Source organism: Streptomyces sp. NBC_01450 (assembly GCF_036227505.1).
GTDB lineage: Bacteria > Actinomycetota > Actinomycetes > Streptomycetales > Streptomycetaceae > Streptomyces.
Map to the genome: position 1 here is coordinate 2,307,363 of NZ_CP109481.1, position 20,041 is coordinate 2,327,403.

16 protein-coding genes and 4 pseudogenes are annotated in these 20,041 nt (G+C 67.8%); 10 read left to right on the forward strand and 10 right to left on the reverse strand.

Going from position 1 to position 20,041, the window contains the following annotated elements; all coding sequences use genetic code 11:
• Positions 1–20: 20 nt before the first annotated feature.
• The 3 genes and pseudogenes from ltrA to OG568_RS59235 all read right to left on the reverse strand — a co-directional run bounded on the left by ltrA (position 21) and on the right by OG568_RS59235 (position 2,621).
• Positions 21–1,457, reverse strand: coding sequence for a group II intron reverse transcriptase/maturase (ltrA, locus tag OG568_RS59225; RefSeq protein WP_329531056.1), 1,437 nt, complete (start codon positions 1,455–1,457; stop codon positions 21–23).
• A 649-nt stretch (positions 1,458–2,106) separates the two neighbouring features.
• Positions 2,107–2,394, reverse strand: a pseudogene (locus tag OG568_RS59230) (transposase); the annotation flags it as partial.
• Positions 2,395–2,441: 47 nt separating this feature from the next.
• A complete protein-coding gene (locus OG568_RS59235) occupies positions 2,442–2,621 on the reverse strand; it encodes a hypothetical protein (RefSeq protein WP_329538203.1) in 180 nt (59 codons plus the stop codon).
• 358 nt (positions 2,622–2,979) lie between these two features.
• Between OG568_RS59235 and OG568_RS59240 the strand changes: the two genes are divergently transcribed.
• The 5 genes from OG568_RS59240 (at position 2,980) to OG568_RS59260 (ending at position 6,616) form a co-directional block, all read left to right on the forward strand.
• Positions 2,980–3,816, forward strand: coding sequence for an alpha/beta fold hydrolase (locus OG568_RS59240; RefSeq protein WP_329538204.1), 837 nt, complete (start codon positions 2,980–2,982; stop codon positions 3,814–3,816).
• Positions 3,809–4,420, forward strand: a complete 612-nt coding sequence (locus OG568_RS59245) for a TetR-like C-terminal domain-containing protein (protein ID WP_329538205.1) — start codon at positions 3,809–3,811, stop codon at positions 4,418–4,420. Before OG568_RS59240 ends, OG568_RS59245 begins: the two co-directional genes overlap by 8 nt.
• A 117-nt stretch (positions 4,421–4,537) precedes the next feature.
• Positions 4,538–4,978 (forward strand): SRPBCC domain-containing protein, encoded by a 441-nt coding sequence (locus tag OG568_RS59250; RefSeq protein ID WP_329538206.1) that lies wholly within the window; start codon positions 4,538–4,540, stop codon positions 4,976–4,978.
• A gap of 421 nt (positions 4,979–5,399) precedes the next feature.
• Positions 5,400–6,281, forward strand: a complete 882-nt coding sequence (locus OG568_RS59255) for a recombinase family protein (protein WP_329538207.1) — start codon at positions 5,400–5,402, stop codon at positions 6,279–6,281.
• Between the two features lie 158 nt (positions 6,282–6,439).
• The gene (locus OG568_RS59260; protein WP_329538208.1) at positions 6,440–6,616 is read left to right on the forward strand and encodes a hypothetical protein; all 177 of its coding nucleotides are present in this window, start codon (positions 6,440–6,442) and stop codon (positions 6,614–6,616) included.
• A 225-nt stretch (positions 6,617–6,841) separates the two neighbouring features.
• On the opposite strand, the gene OG568_RS59265 is transcribed toward OG568_RS59260, so the two are convergent.
• The 7 genes and pseudogenes from OG568_RS59265 to OG568_RS59295 all read right to left on the reverse strand — a co-directional run.
• Positions 6,842–7,903 carry a DNA polymerase Y family protein gene (locus tag OG568_RS59265; protein WP_329538209.1) on the reverse strand — a complete coding sequence of 354 codons (1,062 nt, stop codon included), beginning with the start codon at positions 7,901–7,903 and terminating at the stop codon, positions 6,842–6,844.
• Between the two features lie 5 nt (positions 7,904–7,908).
• A pseudogene (locus OG568_RS59270) lies at positions 7,909–8,196 on the reverse strand (DNA polymerase III subunit alpha); the annotation flags it as partial.
• Positions 8,197–8,244: 48 nt separating this feature from the next.
• Positions 8,245–8,634: a VOC family protein gene (locus tag OG568_RS59275; RefSeq protein WP_328349752.1), complete on the reverse strand. Its 390-nt coding sequence runs from the start codon at positions 8,632–8,634 to the stop codon at positions 8,245–8,247.
• 104 nt (positions 8,635–8,738) lie between these two features.
• Positions 8,739–9,305 carry a DUF6262 family protein gene (locus OG568_RS59280; protein ID WP_329538210.1) on the reverse strand — a complete coding sequence of 189 codons (567 nt, stop codon included), beginning with the start codon at positions 9,303–9,305 and terminating at the stop codon, positions 8,739–8,741.
• A gap of 589 nt (positions 9,306–9,894) precedes the next feature.
• Positions 9,895–11,661: pseudogene (locus OG568_RS59285) on the reverse strand (tyrosine-type recombinase/integrase); the annotation flags it as partial.
• Between the two features lie 242 nt (positions 11,662–11,903).
• Complete coding sequence (locus tag OG568_RS59290) at positions 11,904–12,974, reverse strand: integrase (RefSeq protein ID WP_329538211.1); 1,071 nt, start codon at positions 12,972–12,974, stop codon at positions 11,904–11,906.
• Positions 12,975–13,209: 235 nt separating this feature from the next.
• Positions 13,210–13,944, reverse strand: a pseudogene (locus OG568_RS59295) (helix-hairpin-helix domain-containing protein); the annotation flags it as partial.
• Between the two features lie 109 nt (positions 13,945–14,053).
• On the opposite strand from OG568_RS59295, the gene OG568_RS59300 reads away from it, so the two are divergent.
• The 5 genes from OG568_RS59300 (at position 14,054) to OG568_RS59320 (ending at position 19,797) form a co-directional block, all read left to right on the forward strand.
• A complete protein-coding gene (locus tag OG568_RS59300; protein WP_329538212.1) occupies positions 14,054–14,971 on the forward strand; it encodes a hypothetical protein in 918 nt (305 codons plus the stop codon).
• Positions 14,922–15,482 (forward strand): hypothetical protein, encoded by a 561-nt coding sequence (locus tag OG568_RS59305; protein WP_329538213.1) that lies wholly within the window; start codon positions 14,922–14,924, stop codon positions 15,480–15,482. The genes OG568_RS59300 and OG568_RS59305 overlap by 50 nt, the downstream gene beginning before the upstream one ends.
• A complete protein-coding gene (locus tag OG568_RS59310; protein WP_329538214.1) occupies positions 15,482–17,233 on the forward strand; it encodes a hypothetical protein in 1,752 nt (583 codons plus the stop codon). Before OG568_RS59305 ends, OG568_RS59310 begins: the two co-directional genes overlap by 1 nt.
• A 685-nt stretch (positions 17,234–17,918) precedes the next feature.
• Positions 17,919–19,364 carry a hypothetical protein gene (locus OG568_RS59315; RefSeq protein ID WP_329538215.1) on the forward strand — a complete coding sequence of 482 codons (1,446 nt, stop codon included), beginning with the start codon at positions 17,919–17,921 and terminating at the stop codon, positions 19,362–19,364.
• Positions 19,348–19,797, forward strand: a complete 450-nt coding sequence (locus tag OG568_RS59320; RefSeq protein WP_329538216.1) for a hypothetical protein — start codon at positions 19,348–19,350, stop codon at positions 19,795–19,797. The genes OG568_RS59315 and OG568_RS59320 overlap by 17 nt, the downstream gene beginning before the upstream one ends.
• The last annotated feature ends 244 nt before the right edge of the window (positions 19,798–20,041 follow it).

Below are 20,041 nucleotides of genomic sequence, written 5' to 3' on the forward strand. Positions count from 1 at the left end.
GGACCGCGTGTTGGACATCCTCATCCCGCGATGGGCCAGGGAGCTGGAATAATAGAACCTCGATATCGGTAGCGGGTCGTTCCTACCTTCTCGGGGTCGAACAGCTCTCTGTTCTCACTGGCGGGCCACCATCCGCCGCCGCAATAGCGGTTGCGGAGATCCTTCCAGGTGGACCGGCGATGTTTGCGCCGCATCCATCGCCATACCGTCTGCCACGTGTAGTAGCTCAGATAGGCGAAAGTCGCGGAGGACACCCCGGGCCGGAAGTAAGCACACCAGCCCCGCAACGCCATATTCATCCGACGCAGCAGGTCGTCCAGCGGCTGGTTCACTTCGACCTCTCGGCACAGCATCTTGACCTTCCGCTTCACAGCCTGAACGGCCCTCTTCGCGGGATAGGTATAGACGTAGCGCTGGCTGGTGCCTCTCTTGCGGTGGCGCTGGAGGTGCCACCCGAGAAAATCCAGCCCTTCCTCGATATGGGTGATCAGGGTCTTCTCCGGAGACAGGCGCAAGCCCATCAAGGACAAGACCTCTGTGATCTCCTCACGCAGAACTTCGGCATCCGTTCGGGAGCCGAACACCATCAGGCACCAGTCGTCCGCATACCGCACAAGGCGATAGGTGGGAAGACCGTGACGGTGCCGTCTGTTCCGTTCCCGCTGCCCAGCAGCAGGGCCTCCCGGCGCCTGAGCGATGTACTCGTCCAGGACTGAAAGAGCCACATTGCTGAGCAAGGGCGAGAGAATCGACCCTTGTGGGGTTCCGGCAGTCGTCTCCCGCAGCAGACGATCCTCACCGAGGATGCCCGCCTTGAGGAAAGCCTTAACCAGATCCAGGACGCGTTTGTCTCCGACTCGACGCCGCACCCGGTCCATCAGGGCCGAATGTGAAATTTCGTCGAAGCAGGCCGTGATGTCACCCTCCACGATCCACTCATAGTTGCGTGGCCGCGAAGCTAGATAGTGCACCTCGGCTACCGCGTCATGAGCCCGGCGATTCGGGCGAAACCCGTAGGAGCACGAGAGGAAATCCGCCTCGAAAATTGGCTCCAACACCAGCTTCAAGGATGCCTGGACCACCCGGTCGGTGATGGTCGCGATCCCCAAGCGGCGCAGTTTCCCGCCGGCCTTCGGGATCATGCGTTCCAGCACTGGAAGCGGGCGGAAACTACGGTCCTTCACATGCGACCGCAGTTCGTCGAGAAACTCCTCGACGCCCTGCCCGGCCTCGACGGAACGGGCCGTGCGACCGTCCACTCCGGCCGTGCGGGCACCCTTGTTACCCCGCACCCGATCCCAGGCCACCAGAAGGAAACCGGGATCGGCAACAAGGTTGTAGAGGTCGTCGAACCTGCGATGAGAATCATCACGGGCCCAACGGTGCAGCTTGGTCTGGATATTCAGTACCCGTCGCTCCGCCATAAATAAGGCGCGCTCCAGTTCGTCGGTATTCACCAGCGAAAACCTCCCGGCCTTCCAGCAACCTCAACTGCTGACTTGCTGGCCCCCTTCGCCCTGCGGCCGTCTTTCACGGCCTCCACGGCGGGTCGTCACGCCCGCGACTACTACGGGGCCTCCGCCCCATCCCACGGCCCTCAATCGGCAACGGACCTGCCCACCACCGGACCGGCTGCCCGGCGGGAGGGCGACCGCGGATGGTTCCCACGTTCACCATGTGATCGATCGGTCAGGGAGGCGCCCAGCTCTACTCCGGCAGCATCGCCACGCTTACGCCGCAGACCTTCAACGTGGCCTCCCCACCGTCAGAGCTACACGGCTTCGGAGTTGGGCCCCCGCCGCAAAGCAGAGTTCCACGCACTGCACACCGGCCCATATCCACCAGATTTGACCCGGCTTCGCTGTTACGGAGCTTCAACCACTGGTTCGCTCTCGCTACACCTTCTGACCTCGCTGAACAGACCCGCACCGTCTGGTAGTTCCGGCACGTCCCGCCTTCGTCGGGGCCGCTTGCCACCCTCACCGGCGTTCCCCGGATCAGGCTGCCCCCAAGCTTCGATCAGGCCGCTACGACGACCTGACGGAAGTGGCCTTTCACCACCTCTCGATCAACATCGCGCCTCGTGGCGCACAGCTCGGCCGCGAAGAAACTCGCCGCGGCCTTCAGGATCTCGTTGGCCCGCTTCAGTTCGGCGTTCTCCTTCTTCAACGCCTTGAGCTGGGCGGACTCCTCCGTCGTCGTCCCCGGACGTGTCCCCGCGTCGATCGCGTGCTGCTTCACCCAGTTCCGCAGCGTCTCGCGCGAGCCGATGCCGAGCTTCTCGGCCACCGCCTGCAGGGCGGCCGTCTCGTTCGGGTAGTCGTCGCCTACCTCGGCGACCATGCGCACCGCACGACGGCGGAGCTCAAGCGGGTAACGGGAAGGTCGTGCCATGACTCGATCCTTTCACGAAATCGAGTCTCCATTCGAACCGGGGCGCTTCAGTCCTCAGGCACCAGCGCGGCTGCGGGCCGGTCCCCGGCGAGCGTGGTCAGCCGGGCGAGAGTCTCGCCGTAGCTGTCGCGGGTGGTCTTGGTCTGGACGGAGTCGAGGTAGCGGTCGACGGCGGCCTCGACGGTCTCGCCGCCAGTGGTCTCGGCGGGCGGGATGGGGAACGGCACGACCGTCGTGAGGAGCCTCCCGCGCTGATGTGGCACACAACGTTGCCGAGCCGGGTCCGGCCCGGCAAGGCGGCGAGCTGGGCGTCTTCCCAGTCCCGGAGGCCAGCGTGACAGGCAATACGAATTCTGTGTCACATAGCGAGGAGTGCAGAGCCAGGGCTGGCGGACCGACCACCACGTCGGCTGGAGAGGGGAACCAGCAGTCCCGCTGGGAAGCCAGGCCCGAAGGCGTTCGGCGGGGACTCTTCGTTCCCGATGCCCGGCCCCCGATCGAGCGAGGCGGGGTGTGGTGTTGACCTTCGTAGCTAATATAGCTAGCCTATGGCTAATCACATTAGCTATTTCGGTGGAGGACGGCATGCCTGAGCACCTGAGAATCGGCAGGAACACCATCGCCTTCGACGTGACCGGGGAAGGTCCCCTGGTCGTGCTGGCGCACGGTATCGGCGACAGCCGGCACTCCTACCGCTTCCTCGTTCCCGGCCTGGTGGCCGCCGGTTACCGGGTCGCGAACGTCGACATCCGCGGGTGCGGTGAGTCCAGCCTCGGCTGGGACGGTTACAGCCGCACCGACATCGCCGGAGATCTGGTCGCCGTCGTGCGTCACCTCGGCGGCCCGGCCGTGATCATCGGGCAGTCGATCAGCGGCGGCGCCGCGACCATCGCGGCCGCCACTGCGCCCGACGTGATCAGCGGAGTGATCGAGCTGGCTCCGTTCACCCGTGCGCAGCCAGTCGACCTGGGCGGGCTGATTCGGGTCAAGCGCTTCCGGACCGGGTACACGCGGATGGCGCAGGTCATCGTCCGGGGACGCCTGGCGGACTGGAAGAAGTACCTCGACGTGGCCTACCCGGCCAAGCCCGCCGACTGGAACAGCGAACTGGCCCGCATTGAGGCCACGCTGAGTGAGCCCGGCCGGATGAAGGCCCTGCAGGACATGTGCAAGTCCAAGCCCACCGACGCCGGCACCCAGCTCGCCCACGTCACCTGCCCGGTCCTGATCGTCGAAGGCAGCCTGGACCCCGACTGGGCCGACCCCCGCGCCGAAGGAGCGAAGATCATCGCCGACCTGCCCGCCGGCCGCGGCGAGCTGGCCGTGATCGACGGCGCCGGCCACTACCCGCACGCCCAGACCCCCGACCAGGTCCTCGCGCTGGCCCTGCCATTCCTGGCCAAGGCGGCTGCCGGTGCCTAGGGCTGGACTCACCGCCGCGACGGTCACCGAAGCCGCCGCCGCCTTGGTCGACGAGGTCGGGTTCGACCAGCTCGGCATGGGCCTGGTCGCCGAACGGCTCGGGGTCAGGACCCCCTCGCTGTACAAGCACGTCACCGGCCAGACCGACCTCGCCCACCGGATCGCCATCCTGGCCATGAACCAGTGCGCCGACGCCATCCGCGACGCCATCCAGGGCCGGGCCGGCACCGAAGCCCTGGCCCGCGGCGCACAGGCGATGCGGACGTTCGTCAAGGACCACCACGGCCGATACGCCGCAGCCAACGCAGCCCGCCCGACCGGACCCGACGACCCCCTCATCGACGCCCTCAACCGGGTGGTCGACTCCTGGGCGGCCATGCTGCACGGCTACCGGATCGACCCCGACCAGCAGATCCACGCGCTGCGGATGCTGCGCACCGTCCTGCACGGATACGCATCCCTGGAAGCAGCCGGCGGGTTCCAGTTCGCCACCGACATCGACGACAGCTTCACCTGGATGATCGACTTCATCGACCACGGCCTGCAGGAGACCACGGCCACCAGCACCAACAGCGCCCTCTCCCGCAGGGCCGCGCCGGCGTGACGCTCTGACCGCCGTGGACTGCGCTCCACGCCAGTCCCCGGCCCCACCGGCCACCGGTAGACCCGCTCGCCGAACCCCCGCCCCTCCGTCCCGCACCAGCCAGAAGTGGAAACCACCATGAAGCCAGTCCTCACCGCCGTTATTGACATCGACGCCACCCCGCAAGCGGTGTGGGACGTCCTCACCGACTTCGCCGCCTACGGAGAGTGGAGCACCTTCTCCGCAGCCGAGGGAACCGCTCAAGTGGGAAGCCGGCTCACGATGCGCATGCCGGGCATGACCTTCAGGCCCACGGTCACCGTCGCGACACCCGGCCAGGAACTGCGGTGGGTCGGCACGCTCGGCATCAAGCAGCTGTTCCACGGCCAGCACTCCTTCGTCCTTTCCCTCAACCACGACGGCACCACCCGCCTGACCAACCACGAGGAATTCTCCGGAGCCCTGGTCACCCTGATCCGGCCCTTCCTCAGAACACCCAAAAAAGACGGGTACGCCGCGTTCAACACCGGCCTCAAGCAGCGGGTGGAAGTCCGCACCGAGCTCGGGCCGGGTGCGTGAGGTGCCGGTGGCCAGGGTGGTCGCGGGGTCGGGATGGCCGCCGCGATTCCCTGCCCCAGCGCTCATCCTGCTGATCTCTGCGGTGAAACCGGCCCGCCACACCGCCCAGGCGGGTGACTCGCTCAAGGGCTCAACTGAACGTGGTCCCGGATTCGGTGACCGTGCTGGGGGTGGGACCGGAATACGAGTGAAACGTGCCACACACCAGCGGCCAGTACGTCACAGGCGCGAACCGGTGTCGTAGGCGGTGGCGAGGACGTCCGCCGACTCGAAGAGACGACAACCCAGACACTGCGGTTGTTTCATAGGTGACCGCTCGTGAAACACCCCGACACCCGGCGGTCCACCTGGGGCGATCGCGTTTCATGAGTTGTTGCAAACGACTGGACGTCTGAAACGACCCCATGAAACGGTCGGGACCGTGAACGACGACTTCAAGCGCGTGGAATCGCACGCCTGCCCGATGTCCACCTGCGCCGCCCCGGCGGGCTCGCCGTGCCGGACCGGCAAGGGCAAGGTGGCCATCCAGTACCACACCGCCCGCTTCCGCCTCGTGCCCCAACTCGCGAAGGTGCTCGGTGTGCCGACACCCGCCGTACGCAAACCGGGCTCGGTCTGGACCGAGCTGCCCCGGCCCGCGAGCGCCGGCGCCGAGCCCATCGGACACGTCCGACTCGGGTACGCCCGCGCCTCGACGGCCCGGCAGTCCCTGGACGCACAGCTCGACTCCCTCGCCGAGACCGGGGTCACCCGGGTCTTCTCGGAGAAGATCTCCACCCGCGCCACCCGGCGCCCCGAGCTGGAGGCCGCTGTCAGGCTCGCCGGGGAGATCCGATCCTCCGGCGTCGCCGTCACCCTCGTCGTCCACGAACACAAACGGCTCGGCCGCGGCATCGAACTCGCCATGCTCGCCGAGGAACTGAAGGCCGGCGACGTCGGCCTGGAGTTCCTCACCGGAGAGCTGAAGGGCTCGCACGACCCCTCCGGCATCGTCTTCACCGTGCTGGCCGCCATGTCCGGTATGGAGCGCGAGTACATCCGCGACCGCACTCTCGAAGGCCACGAATCCGCCCGCAAACGCGGCAAGACCATCGGAGGCGCCGGCGTCACCGACCCCGACATGCTCTCCATGGCCCTCCACTTGCGCGACGAGAAGGAGATGAGCCTGCGCGACATCGCCAAGCGGCTCGTCATCACCACAGGCACGAAGAAGGGACAACACCCCTCACCCGCCACCGTCATGCGCATGCTGCACGAACATGACGAGCAGACAGCCACGGCCCCTCTGGAGCCCACAGCCTGACCTGCGACTCAGTCCTTAGCGTTGTTTTTTCGGCGAGAACTACTGGGACCCCTCAATGGCAGGAGCAACTCGGCAGGCTCCGCCCGATCGCCTCGTACGTCCCTGAGACCCAGACGTGGCATGCCCGCCGCGGGGCACTCGACCTGGCGGGACTGCAGATGCTGCAGACCCTCTTCGACACCGCGCGCGCCCACGGCACCGAGGTGTGCCTCACGCCCGTGGTGGTCCCGGCGTACTGGGACGGCCCCGTCTTCACGAGGGAGCCGGACGTGGCAGCTCTGCTGGAGGCGCAGGCCGACCGCGGCCGGCCACTCGGTCAGTTGCCGCTGTCCTGAGGAGCCCGCGCCGGGTGAGGGCTTCGAGCACGTTGCCGGCGACCCGGGAGGTAGTCCGCGCGGTGCGGCGGCCGTCCGTGATCGCGTCGCAGAGACAGATCAGCCGGGCTACTTCCTCGCGTGCCGGCCGTCCGCCGTCGTCCGGGACGCGCAGGTCCCGATATCCGTCCTGAATCATCAGCGCTCCTCGGCAGGGGTGCCCACCGTCGCCTGCCGCTGTAGCGCTCATGTCGCGCGACGTCCGTGCGCATCCTCTGGACGACCGCCGCGGTTCCACTGTCGGGCTGACGGGGGAGGTGAGCTGATGGCGAGAGCGGCGGGGTAGATCACCTGGTGCCCGTACCGGGCCCGGGCGCGGTCCGCGACGGCTTCGATCTCGAGGGGTTTGTCGTCGCTCGCGTCGAGGGTGAGCTGCCGGGTGGCCCGGTCGGCGGGCTGAAGGGCGTCGGCGCGCAGCGCGATGCTGCGGACCCGGGCGCGCTGGAGACCGAGGGAGTCGTACACCGCGTACGCCGTGCGGGCCAGGAGCACTGTGCGGAGGGTGGCTTCGGGCAGAGTGCGGCTGCGGCGGGTGGCACTGGAGTCGGCGTAGTGGACGGTGCAGGTCAAACCTGTCGCGACCTGGCCGGAGCCACGGAGGCGGGCACCGAGATCGTCGGCCAGGGCGAGCAGGGCACGCCGGTGCTGGGCCGGGTCGAGTTCATCCCGGGCGAAGCGGTGCTCGGTGCTGATACTCGCCGGCGTCGGAGTGGGGTCGACGATCGTGGTGTCGCGGCCCTGGGCTCGCTCGTGAAGGGTCCGTCCGGCACGGGCACCGAGCAGGCGCTGCAGCGTGAGCTGGGGGACGTCGGCGACGTCCCCAACAGTGTGGAGGCCGTACTCCGCGAGCGTCGCGGCCGCCTTCGCGCCCACCCCGGGCAACTGCCGGACCGGACGCGGTCGCAGGAACGCGGTGATCGCCTCGGGGGAGTCGTCGATGACGGTGCGCCGGCCAGGCGGGGTGAGCGCGCAGGCCATAGCGGCGAGCATCCGGTTAGGGGCGGCCCCCGCCCCGCTGCGCACCCCGTACAGGGCGAGCGCGCGCAACTGAATGAGTTCGGTGATGCCGCGGGCGTCCCGCTGCCAGAACCGCAAGCTTCCGGTGAGGTCCAGCACGGCGCTGTCCGGCTCCAGCATCTGCACGCACGGCGTGAAGTCTTCAAGGAGGCGGCGCAGCCGCTCCAGGAGTGCGGGGTCGTGGCCGGGCGGTAGGTCGAACCGGATGTGGAGGACGGTCTGTTGACCCATGGTGGTCACCCTGCGCTTCCCTGACTGCGGTGGCCTAGACGGCTCAGGTCCGCCGAGCGGGTGCCGGCGGGCTGGAGGTCTGCATACGGGTGGAGGCGTGCCCCGGCGGTGCCGTCGGCCAGAGTCCGCTGCGGCGCGGCGGGCTGCGCCGGGGTCGGAGCGGGGGCGGTGCGGCCGAGCAGGTCCAGCGCGGCCTGCGGGCCCAGGTCGCGGCGGGCCGCGGCGACTTCTTCCAGGTCCCAGGCCATTGCGCCGACGACGGTGCGGCGCGGTCCGCGGGCCTCGACGGTGCCGTCCAGTTTACCGAGCCTCGAAGTGTCCGTATTGGTTCTGACCTGGAGTTATGTGTTGCGTAGGCGTCCGTGACGAAGCGATTTCGGGGGATTGAATACGCAGAACTCGTTGCCCTCCGGGTCGGCAACGACGATCCAGCGGAAGCCGTGTTCGTTGAGTTCTTCAGAGAGCCTCGCAGCGCCTAGCTGTTCGAGGCGGTTGACCTCGGACGTCAGGTCTGCGGTGCCAAAGTCGAGGTCAAGATGCATGCGGTTCTTGCCTTGCTTTGGTTCGGGGACGTGCTGCAGGAGAAGGGTTGGTGCAGGAGCGGGCCCGACCAGGCTCAGGTAGGGAGGTCCGTGGAAACCGCGGCAGTAGTCCAGCGGGGCGAGCGCGCCGAGCCAGAAGTTCGCTTGGGCCTCGATATCGACACAGTCCAGCGTCACAACGATCTGCATGGCGGAACGGTAGGAGGCTGGGCTCCCCTTGACGATCCATTTTCTGCAGGACCTGACGAGAACTCAGGCTCAGGCATCCTCTGAAACCCCTGGTTCGAAGGTCATCACCGGTCATGCTCGAGAATTTGTGCTTCAAGATCGGCGATGCGCTTGTCGGCGAAGCGGAGGTTGGATCGGGCTCCTTCGAGTCGTTCCTGGAGTTTGCGGTGCTCTTGGGTGAGCTGCTGGACTCGCCGTTGGAGAGTGCTCTTCTCTGTGACGAGCACCTGGACGGACTCGCCGGAGACCATCTGACCGCAGTCGCGGATCTGGCCCATGAGTTCGCCGATGTGCTGACGCTGCGTGAGGATTTCCTTCTGAGCTCGGCTCAGTTCGGCCTCGGCGTTCAGGGCTCGCTCACGCCAAGTGGCTTCGATCCGTTCGTGCTCGTCGGCCGCCGCCTGGTCGTGGCGACTGCGGCTGTCGGCGATGGCGCTCTTCACGAGGCTTCGGGCGTCGAAGTTCTCGTAGCAGAAGGTGGCGGACACTCCGGCGCGTTCGGCGATCGACCGGACGGTCAGCCGCCCGCGTTCTCGGCGGAGCTGGCCGATGGCCTTCTGGATCTGGGCGAGCTTCTGCTCGGCCTGCCGCTTGCGGGCCGCGATCGCGGCCGCGGGTGCGGAGGGTTTCATGCGGCCTCCCCGTCTTGTTCTTCTTCGCGGTGGGCCAGTTCCTGGGCTCGGAATGCGGTGGACCAGACGCGGCCGAAGTAGTCCTGGGGCCGACGCAGGTCGAGGGCGAGGGCCTCCTCGAGGAGGCCGACGGCTTCCAGGGCCTTCTCGAGGCCCGCGATGGCTCTGGCAGTGGGTTCGAAGAGGTCGTGAAGGTAGTCGGCGGTGGCGCTGTCGGGGGCGCGTTCTGCTCGGGCATGCCACTGTTCGCGCTTGCGGTGCCAGTAGACGAGGTCGGCGCCGGAGAGGACGAACTGTCGCAGTTGTGGCAGTCGAGGTTGTAGGGGCAGTTGTCGCCGTTGACGACGGGCTGGTAGGTGCAGAAGCCGCCTTCGGCCGGAGTCGATCGGCGGCTGAGGTCGATGGCCAGGGCCTCTGCCTCTGCGCGGGTCATCGGCTTGCCGGTGGAGAGGGGGAGGCCCGGTTCGGGCGAGCCAGGGCCGTGGACCCAGACGGCGTTGAGGGCGTCGTTCATCCGCGGGTCGGTGTTGGCGATGTGGGTGTAGTGCTCGGCCATCTTCTCGGAGACCTGGCCCAAGTAGCGCTTGACGTGGGTGAGGTTCGCGCCGTGCTTGAGCAGGTTGGTGGCCAGAGTGTGCCGGGTCTGGTGCGGGACGGCATGACCGATGTCGAGGCCGGTCAGCCAGGAGCGGAATGCCTGGTGGAACCAGGTGTAGCTGACTCCCTTCAGGAAGGCGCGGTTGGCGGTTCGCCGGGGGAACAGGGCGATTTCCCGGCGTTCACGGTCGGTTGGCGGGCGTCCATGCCGCTGGGTGAATCGAGCGATCGTCGTCTGCTGGCGGCGTTCGATGACCTGGTAGAGACGCTCGGGGATGCGGATGGCCTCGTCGAGATTGCCGACCTTGGTCTGGTCGTGCCAGAACAGCGGGATCTTGTTGAGGCGGTCAATGCACTCCAGTCGGGCGTTGAGGACTTCGCCGCAACGGCGTCCCGTGAAGACGAGTGCTTCCCAGATGCCCCGGAGCCCGCGGTCGTCGGCATCGGACTCGGCGGGGCCTTGCAGGTTCTGCTCGTTCGCCAGAGCGCGGGCCACCGAGTCGGGGAACGGGCGGCGGCGGCCGCTGCTGCCGCGGCCGTAGGGCAGAACGACGATGAAGGCCCGGTCCAAGCCAATGTCGTGGGTCGTGCCGCGGTCCATCGCGGCTCGCAGGACCCTGCGGGCCCCGTTGAACGTGTCGGTGACGGTGCCCTTGGTGACGGTGGCAGGCTCCGGCGGGCCGGCCCGGGAGGACGTGTGACCGCCCAGGGAGGGCAGTCCGTGCCGGGCTCTGCGCCGTTGGTCGGCCACGAAGTCGACCATGTGGTCCGACGTCAGCAGGGTCGGGTCGTGGCCACCCTCGGGGGCCGCCGCTTCGAGGTAGGCGCTGAGCTCGACGCAGCCCTTGCGACTGACCACGAGCGGTGTGTGGCTGCGGGGCGGATCGGTCGTAAGCCGGGCGTCCATCCAGTCCCAGAGCAGATCGCGGAGCCACCGCTGGGAGACACCGGAGAGATCGAAGTGGCTGCCGTAGTTGGTCAGGCGGATGCCGTAGTGATCGGTCTCGAGGAATCCGGCGTCCTTGGTGTCCCGCCGGCTGAAGTAGACGAGCCTCAGGTGCCGCAGCATCTGGTGGGTGATCTGCCGCAGGCGGTTCCTGGGATCGTTGCCGACAGCGAGGTCGGCCAGGGAGTTCACCGCTTGGTGACGGCACTTGGTGGCCAGGTGCTGGAGCGCGTTGATAGGCCAGTGCCCTCCCTCGACGATGTCCCGGTGGTGGTGGACCATCGCCCACTTGATCTCGGCCTTCACCAACGGGCGCAGGCCGAGCAGGGTCAGCTTGCCGTCCATGCGGACCAGTGGGTCGGTCTCGCGGCACCAGCGGCGAAATCCCTTCTCGTCCTGATAGGTCACCGGGATGACCGGTGGGTTCATCGCCAGATAGCGTCCGTACTTCCGCGGCGTCTGCGCATCTCCGGGACGGCCTTCTCGCCGGTAGAGAGAGCGGTGAGGTGTGCAGAGGCCCACCGGATGATCCGCCGCGTCCGGGCAGGCGACGACGCTGCAGACACCGAAGTCGGGAAACGGCTCCTGTGTGGCCAGGTAGGCGTCGAACTCGGCGGGCAGTCCTCTCTTGCGCCGCTGTTCGCGCCAGCTGAACCAGCGGTCGTTGTGCATGAAACACAGCTGAGTGCCGCAGCGGCCCGGAAGATGGGGGCAGATGAGGCACTGCGGGGGTCGCCGCCATCCCCGCGACGGCAGTGGACGCGCCTGTTCCAGAAAGCGGACGGCGTCGCCCCCGTCTCGCCGCCAGGCCATCCACTCGTCGTGGTGGGTGTCGCAGAAGTCCCCCCAGCTCTCGCGGCCGCGGGCGCAGTCGGTGACGCGGCATCTCCAGCCCCAGACCGGATGATCCGGTGGGATCTGGATGACGTCCTCGCGAAAGAGGGGCTAGAACGACGGTGCCGCGATCAGGGCCTGGAGGATCTCGAGCCGGTCGGAGACCGTGCGGGTTGAGGACGCCCCGGTGACGACCACCGGCAGCAGCCGGGCGGGCGTCGTCATTCCTCACCCCAGACGGCCTGCAGGGCGCCCTCGAACTCGGGTGAGTGGAGGTCGGGATGGCCGTAGACCTCGTCGACCATCTTGGCTGAGGCCCAGTTCCCGGCCGCCTTCGCCACCAGGGGATCGCCGCCGGTGACGTCCATGATGTCGTTGGTGAACTGGTGGCGAAACGCCTTGGGTGTGATGCGGCCCGCCAGCTGGGCCCGGCGCCCGGCCCGGCGCAGCATCCCCCGAGCGGCGTCCGTCGTCCACGGCTCGCCGCGGTTCGGTCCGGCCAGCTGGATGAGGAGCATGCCGTGTCCGCCGGCGTACTTCGCGTACTCCGTCGTCATGTACTTGAAGTAGCTGCTGATCATGGCCGGGCTGACCCGGTAGATCTCGCCCTCGGTGATGACTCCGTCGACGAGCTTCCAGTCTGGTTTGATCTTCGCGGCTGCCCGGTTGGGATTGCCCCATCGATGGCAGACGTGCAGGTGAGGGCTCTTGCAGTCGCCGCAGGGAGCGTCGTCTCGCAGGTGCAGATCCACCAGGTGCAGGCCGGTCAGCCCGCCGATGCGCAGGCTCGTGTCGGACAGCCAGGTCACCACCATCTCGTCCCGGGCGGTGTTCACCACGTCCAGCAGCTCCGGCCTAGCGCCTTCGGGCAGCATCTTCGGGTGTCGCCGCCTGGTGCCCCGCTTCGGGGCCAACGGGTTCGCCGGCATCGCGGTCTTCACGTGCCCCAAGAAGGCCCGGCTGCGATCGGCCTGGGTCGGCAGCCTCTGGGCCGCCAGCGCGTCCCGCAGCTCGGGATTCACATCCCTGGTGACGCATTGATGGAGGTAGAAGCCCTTCAGGCAGGCGGCCGCAGTCCCGAGAGCGGAGGAGCCATACGGATTCTTCGGGGGCAGCCTCCACGGCTGCCCCCAGGGCATCGGGACCTGGGCGCCCACCGCCCCCATGTACCGGTGCAGATCGAGCAGCTTGATCGTCTCTGTGGTGAGTCCCTCGCGGACCCGCCATCGCAGGTGATCAACGAGGTAGTACGCGTACGTCTTCTGCGATCCGCTGCCCTCGTGCGTACGCAAATAGCCGTCCGCTTCCTGATCGACTGAGCAGTCCGGCCAGACGATCGTGTACGACAAGCCGCCGCCCGCCCGCTTCATCGCCTGGACGCGAATGTCTCCCAGGACCAACCCAGTTCGCACCGGCCACTCCCCCCTCATACGCACATCGCGAAGAGGCTTTCCTCGACCGGTAAACAGGAACACGAGGGCCCCGAAGACCCCTCCAACGAGTGACCCGGGCAAGAGAGAAGTGGTCGGTAAAGCGCACCAGCAGCAGCCCGCTGTGGAACACGGTGTGCGCGCAGGCCTCGTGGGAGTCTTCGAAGAAGGCGATGTCGACCAGGCCTGAGTCGTCCTCCAGCGTCACGAAGATGACCCGCTTTCCGGACGGGATCGGCGGGGTCTGGGTGGAGGCCCGTACTCCAGCGACCAGGACCGGCTGCCCGGGGATCATGCTGCGGAGGTGGGCGGCGTCGGTGGCGCCGAGCTCGCGCAGCAGCCGGTGGTGGTGCTCCATCAGATGCTGGCTCACGTCGATGGAGAGGGTGTCGAGTTCGGCGCTGAGTTTGTCGCGGCTGGTCATCTCCGGCAGACCGCTCGGCCCGGCGGTCACGAGCTCTCCGCCCAGCGGCAGCTGCCCGTCGGTGGCGGCGCGGTTGCGGTACTGCCGGTGTAGTTCGGCTGCCTGCAGCAGCAGGTCGCGGCGGGTCAATTCTGCCGCGAGCTCGTCGAGGGCGCCGATGCGGATTAGGCGCTGCGCGAGCGGCAGCGAGGGTCGGGCCCGCTGCCACAGGTCCTGCAGGTTCGTGTAGGGCTGGCCGGCCGCGAGGCGGGCGGTCTCGGCCGCGGTGATGTCCTTGATGGTGGCGAAGGCGAGCCGGACGCCCCATCCTTGTGGGGTCTGTTCGACGCTGTGCCCGGGCCGGGAGCGGTTGACGTCGACGGGCAGGATGGGAACGCCGTGGCGGCGGGCGTCGGCGACGATGACCCGGCTGGGTTGTTCACGCTTAACTGTCGTGTCTCGTAAGGCGGATCGAGCGACCCTTCGAACGCACTTGTCGGGTAGTCCGCGCTGTGTCCCGTCCGTACGGTCGGTGGGCATGGAGGTCGCGTTCTACTCAAGTGAAGGCTGGGAGTCCTGGGGACTGCCGACGAAGCCGGTGATCCCCGAAGGGATGGCCTTCCTCGTCGATGACGACCTGCTCTTCGAGGATGAGAACGGGCTGCGGGCGACCGCGGCTGCGAACGAGTGGCTTCGCCTGCGGCCGACGGAGAACTGCCCGGCACCCTCGTCATGGGGTACGTACGCGCGGATCCTGCGGGACTGGTTCGTCTCCGCCCAACTGCATGGGGTGGAGATCTTCGACACTCGAGACCGGCTGAAGGCCCTGCTCAGCACGTACGCGGTGGACCGCTCCAGCGGAGATCTCAAGCAGCGACTCGGGGCGGTCACCTGGAACCAGCACATGAGCGTGCTGGGAATGTTCTACCGGTGGGCGGTCGACGAGTCGTACGCCACGTCCGTGCCCTTCACCTATCAGCAGGCGGCGGTGGTCTACGCGGAGACCGTCCGCCAGATCATGGTGAACCAGGCGAGGCGGCGGATCCCGCATGCCCACGTCACCATCAAGTACCTGGAGGACGAGTTCGCCTCCATGTTCGTGAACGCCCTGGCCGGGCTGAGGCCGGACGGCAGCGAGGACGACAGCCCGAAGCGGTTCCGCGGGCGGAACGTGGCCCGCAACTCCTCAGTGGTCGACATGGTGCTGTCCTCAGGAACTCGCCTCCAGGCTCATGCCGATCCCGTTCCCCGTCCCGGAGTCGATCACCAAGGGCAGCAAGTTCCGGGTGACGTGGGTGAGCTACACCTCGCTGGCCCGCGTTCACGCCTACATCTCTCTGGAGCGGATGCTGGCCTGCGAGGGATCTGCATGGCGGCCGCCGAGGCGGTGGGGCGAGCCGCTGTTCGTGACCGAGACGGACGGTCAGGGCGGCCGGGTCAACGGCAAGTGGATTAAGTGGAGTTCGCTGAAGTCGGCCCAGCGGCGACGCCTGGTGGCACCGGACGGCGGGTCGATGCTGCTGGCCGTCCGGTCCGACGGCGGCCCGTTCACCGCCTGGTCGAGTGTGTTCGAGCGGACCAGCCGCCGGATCGCCGAACGCTACGAGCCGCGGTTTCCGCATGTTCATCCGCACCGATGCCGGCACACGATGGCCATGGCCACCATGGAAAGGCTGGTGGCCGGCTACTACGAGCAGGCCGCACGGCTGTCGGCGGCGGGTAGGGACGCGGATGATGCCCTGGCCCACTACCTGACGACGACGGAGCCGCTGCTGGTCCTGCGAGATTTGCTCGGACATTCCTCGTCTCTGACCACGGAAAAATATCTCCGGCGACTGGACATGATGCGGATCTTCCGCGAGATCTACGAGGACACCGGACGCCGCTGGGGCCTGCTGGATCAGGAGGCGGCACAGCGGGAGGCAGACGCCGAGTTCGAGGACGAGGACGCCGGGGTGCTGGTCTGATGCCGGGCAGCGTGATCGCCGAGCCGCTCGGGGTGTCCTGCGTGTTCATGGATGCCCGGCGGGCAGAGTGCTTCTTGAACGAAGCCCGGCTGCCCCAGCTGGCGAGCCAGCTGATGAGGGCCCTGGCTGACCTGGTCAAGCCGCACGGTGATCTGGACTCGCCGGACTCAGTGCGGGGCTACCTGGTCAGCATCCGGTTCTTCCTGAGGGATCTGGACGAATACGGGTTCGCCGGGACGGCCGAGGACCTGTCACGGCCCTTGCTGGCCAGGGCCCTGGTGGCCTTGAAGCAGGGGCGTCACGAGTCGCCCATCCGCCTCCTGCTTCGGCGGCTGGACGACCTGGAGGGCGTGTTCCCGGCGGACGTCCGCCGCTTTGTGGACGGCCGCAACTTCCATGCCCGCACCGCGGAGGACCGCCGCCCCCTGGTGCCCTACAGCGAACGGGAGTGGGCGAATCTGATCTCGGTCTGCGAGGGGATCACAGGCAGGGCCTACACAGCGTTCAGGGCCGCCCTGAAGGAAGCCGAGCGGGGCCAGGACGTCGCGGTTGGGGGCTGGAGCCGGGAGAACATCCAGTGGATGCTTCGGCATCGCGGACCGGAGGGCACCCTGCCGCGGCGGGTCCGCGGCCAGTACGCCGCAGTCCGCCAGCTCACGAAGATCTATCCCGGTGCCGGCAACGAGGCGGTGGCCGCGCTCTTCCCCAGGCCGGGCATCGTCTTCGCCTACCGCATCCTGTTCGGCACCCGCACGGGCATCGTGGCCGACGGCATCGCCGGCCTGGGACTCGGTGACATCGACTGGGCCGGAGACAAGACGGCCCTGGTCGACTACATCAAGGGCCGCACCGCCAAGGAGAGCCTGACGCTGTCCCGCTCGGCGGTTCGCCTGCTGGAACGCTGGCTCGAACACTCCTCGGTGCTGCGGCAGTTCGCCCCCGCCGATCTGAAGGGCCGCCTCTGGCTGCGGTTCAACCCGACCGGCACCTACAAGTGGTCGGCGGGCCGGTTCCCGAAGCCCGACGAGTCGAACTGGTACGAACGCAACGGCCTGGTCGACGCCGAAGGCAAGCCGTTCCTGGTCCACAGCCCGCGCATCCGCACCACCTTCGAGGCATCGAAGGACCGGCGCATCTGGCAGAGCACCTCCCGCGCGACGATCGACCCGAACCACACCCCGGCGGTCGAGGGGTCCCACTACGTGGCCCACCAGACACCGACGCAGAAGGCGGCCACCGAGTCGATCATCGAGTCCGCGCAGAGCGACCTGATCCGCCGGAGCCAGAACCCGCTGGTGATCAAAGACGATGACGATCTGGCCGCCTTCCTCGAAGGGTTCCCGGCCGAGGCGGCCCGGCTCGGCCTCGACGACGCTGCCCTGACCGAGCTGATCGGCGGCGAGCGCGACGTGTTCGCTGCCGCTTGCGGCGATCAGCTGTCGGGGCTGCACGGGCCACCGGGAAAGCCCTGCCCGGCGAGGCCATGGGTCTGTCTGATCTGCCCCTTGGCCCTGTTCGCCCCACGTCACCTGTCCAACCTCATGCGGCTGAGGGCGTTCTTCGCCCGGCAGTGGCAGCAGACTCCCGCCGCGGCCTTCATGGCGATCTTCGGTCCTTATGCCCAGCGTCTGGACGACCTCCTCAGCCCGCAGTCCAAGTACTTCACCGCGGCGGCACTGCAGGATGCCGCAGGTCAGGTCGCCGACACGGACAGCGAACTCCCACTCCGACCAGAGGAGTTGACCCAGTGACCGTTCTCGCTGAACGAGCCGAGAGGGCCGGTCGGCCTGGCGGGTCAGTGTTCGCCGGCGCGGCCGTCTGCGAAGTGATCCGTCTTCCCGTCCGGCTCGGCTGTCACAGCCCCGTCTTCGAGCAGAATGTCTGGGACCTGACCGTGGTGGACGGGATTCCCCGGTTTTTCAGCCCGTCCCGGCGGATCCTGGACTTCACCAAGATCCGCAACCCGCGGTGGTGGACGGTCGCGAAGGAGTACGTGCTGGCGCTGATGGCGCCGGAACACGAACAGGTCCGTGTCCTTCCGGACGCCTCTCGCCTGCCCAAGACCCTGACCACCTGCCATCAGCGGCTGGGATGGCTGACCAGCTGGATGAACTGGCTCACCAAGCAGGGCGTCACCTCCCTGAGCGAGGTGACCCAGAGACACTGTGGCCGGTTCCTGCAGCACCGCTCAACGATCTACGACCGGGACGGGAGTTTCCTGCGGGACGCGAGTGACGACACCCGCATGATGGCCGAACTCGTCCCGCGCGAACTTGCCTACTACGGCGAGCTGTTCAGCATCGACCGCTATCGGGACGGCTTTCGTCCCCGCGCGACGACGGCGGTCCGGACCGAAGGGAACACAGAGAACAAGACCCAGCCGGCCCGGGCCGAGCTGACGTCGACCGGCACCGGGCCAGCCCCAAGGTTCCGGCGATGCCACTGGCCGAGCGGGAAGCAGCCCTGGTCGAGAAGCTGCAGCAGCACGCGAGGACCGGTGAACCCCTGGTCCAGACGGCTCCAGACACCTTGGACTACAAGATCACAAAGGGGTGGGACCCGGCCGACCGGTTGTTCCGCGTCAGCCTCAAGGCCCTGGTCAGGGAGAGCCGGACGGGCGGATCGGATCCCCGCCGTCACTGGGTGGAACCCGGCGGACGCTGGGAGCCCATCCTCTCCCTGCTCGAGCAGACCCTCGCCCAGGTCGGGGTGGCCCCCCTCTGGGGGCGTCACGCCGCTGTCATCGACCGCGCGGACGGCGACGGGCAGGTCCCCTGGACTCTGCCGCTGTTCGCCGCGGACGTGAAGGCGCTGATCGGGATCGTCCGCACAGCTTGCATGATCGCCATCTCGGCGCTCAGCGGTATGCGTCACAGCGAACTCGTCGAACTGCCCCAGGACTGCCAACAGCCGCCCGACAAGATCGGGCCCCGCCGGGTCCGGCACCGCCTCAAGAGCAAGCTGATCAAGGGAAAGAAGCTCGGGGGTGTCTGGGACGAATGGGTCGTCGCCGCCGAGGCATACGAGGCGGCCGGCGTCGCCCGGCAACTCACCGGTCCCGATGCGTCCCACCTGTTTCCACAAACCCTCGTCTTCCATGGCCGCTACGAACGGTTCCGGGAGTGGGTCAACGGCGAAGAAGGGGCCCGTCTCGGCCTCGCTCCAATTCCGCATGATCCGCTCAACCTGCGAATCCTGCGACGCACCCTGGCCGTCGAGATCGCCCACCGCCGCGGCGGGCTGCTGGCCGCGAAGATCCAGCTCAAGCACCTGTCCGTGGTCACCACCGAGGGTTACGCGAATCGGCCCGGCGGAGCACAGGCCAAGTTCCTCGCCGAGGTCGGCGAGTCAGAACACAACCGCAACCTCACCCTGACCCTGCAGGCCTTCCGCGACTTCCAGGCAGGCCGCCAGCCAGCCGGCCCGGGTGCCCGTGACCTCGTGAGCTTCTTCAAGTCCGTCGAGAACGAACTCCTCCAGGACACCATCGCCCCGCAGATCAAGCACAGCGACCAGGAAGTGATCAACCTGCTGTCCCAGCGAGCCGGCACCCTGCACCTGGGCATCGCGAATTACTGCTGGTTCATCGACCCGGACAAGGCCCTCTGCCTCAAGCTCGGCCAGACCAAAGACCGCAGCCGTCCTCTGGCCGGGATGTGTGACTCCGCCCGATGTCCGCAGGCCACCCACCACCCCTGTCACCGGCCCGTCTGGGCGTCGGCCGCAGCCAGCAGCAGGGTCTTCATCGCCAAGATCGGCCGGTCCCAGAAGGCCGAGAAGTCGCGACTCACGGCCGAGGCCGAGCGGGCCGACCACGTCGTCGCCGCCATCGACGCGGCCCTGGCCACCACTCCTGGAGGAGCGCATGGGCAGGATCAGTGACACCGACCGGACCCGCAACGAGGAAGCGATCCGGGCCGCCATGGACCGGCTCCTTCGCGGCGAACTCCCACCCGGCGGCCGATGCGACCTCAAGACCCTCGCAGCAGAGGCCGGAGTGACCCGCACCGGCTTCTACCCGAAGAAGGACCGTGACGGCAGCGTTCGGGAAGGGCCCTACCAGCACCTCGGCGACGAGTTCGTACGCCGCCTGAAGGCTCTCCGGGAGGCCGGGGAGGTGCCAGACCCCAGAGACGCACAGATCGAGCGTCTGAAGGACCAGAACGCCGAGCTGAAGGACCGCGTCGCCGACAGGGATAAGGCCATCGAAGAGCTGACCGCGTTCAAGAAGCTCGCGCTATCCCGGCTCGCCGCCCAGCACGAAGAGATCACGCACCTCCGCAGCCCGCAGCCGTCCCCCGAACCAACCGGGTAGTGCGTGGTCAGCACGTCGATCGGCAGACTCGTGCCCAGTCGTCGCCGACCACCCCGCTCAACAGCGAGCAGGCCACCTCCTACCGCGACTGCGGCATCACGCCGCCGCCGAGGATCACCGCCGCAAACCCGTCATGACCAGCCACAACGCGGCCGCGTGGGCACCCCGCACCCCCGGCCGCGTTCTCGACGTTTCCCTCGCTCAAGCCTCATTTCCGACACTCCCCCTGCCGACCAACTGGAAG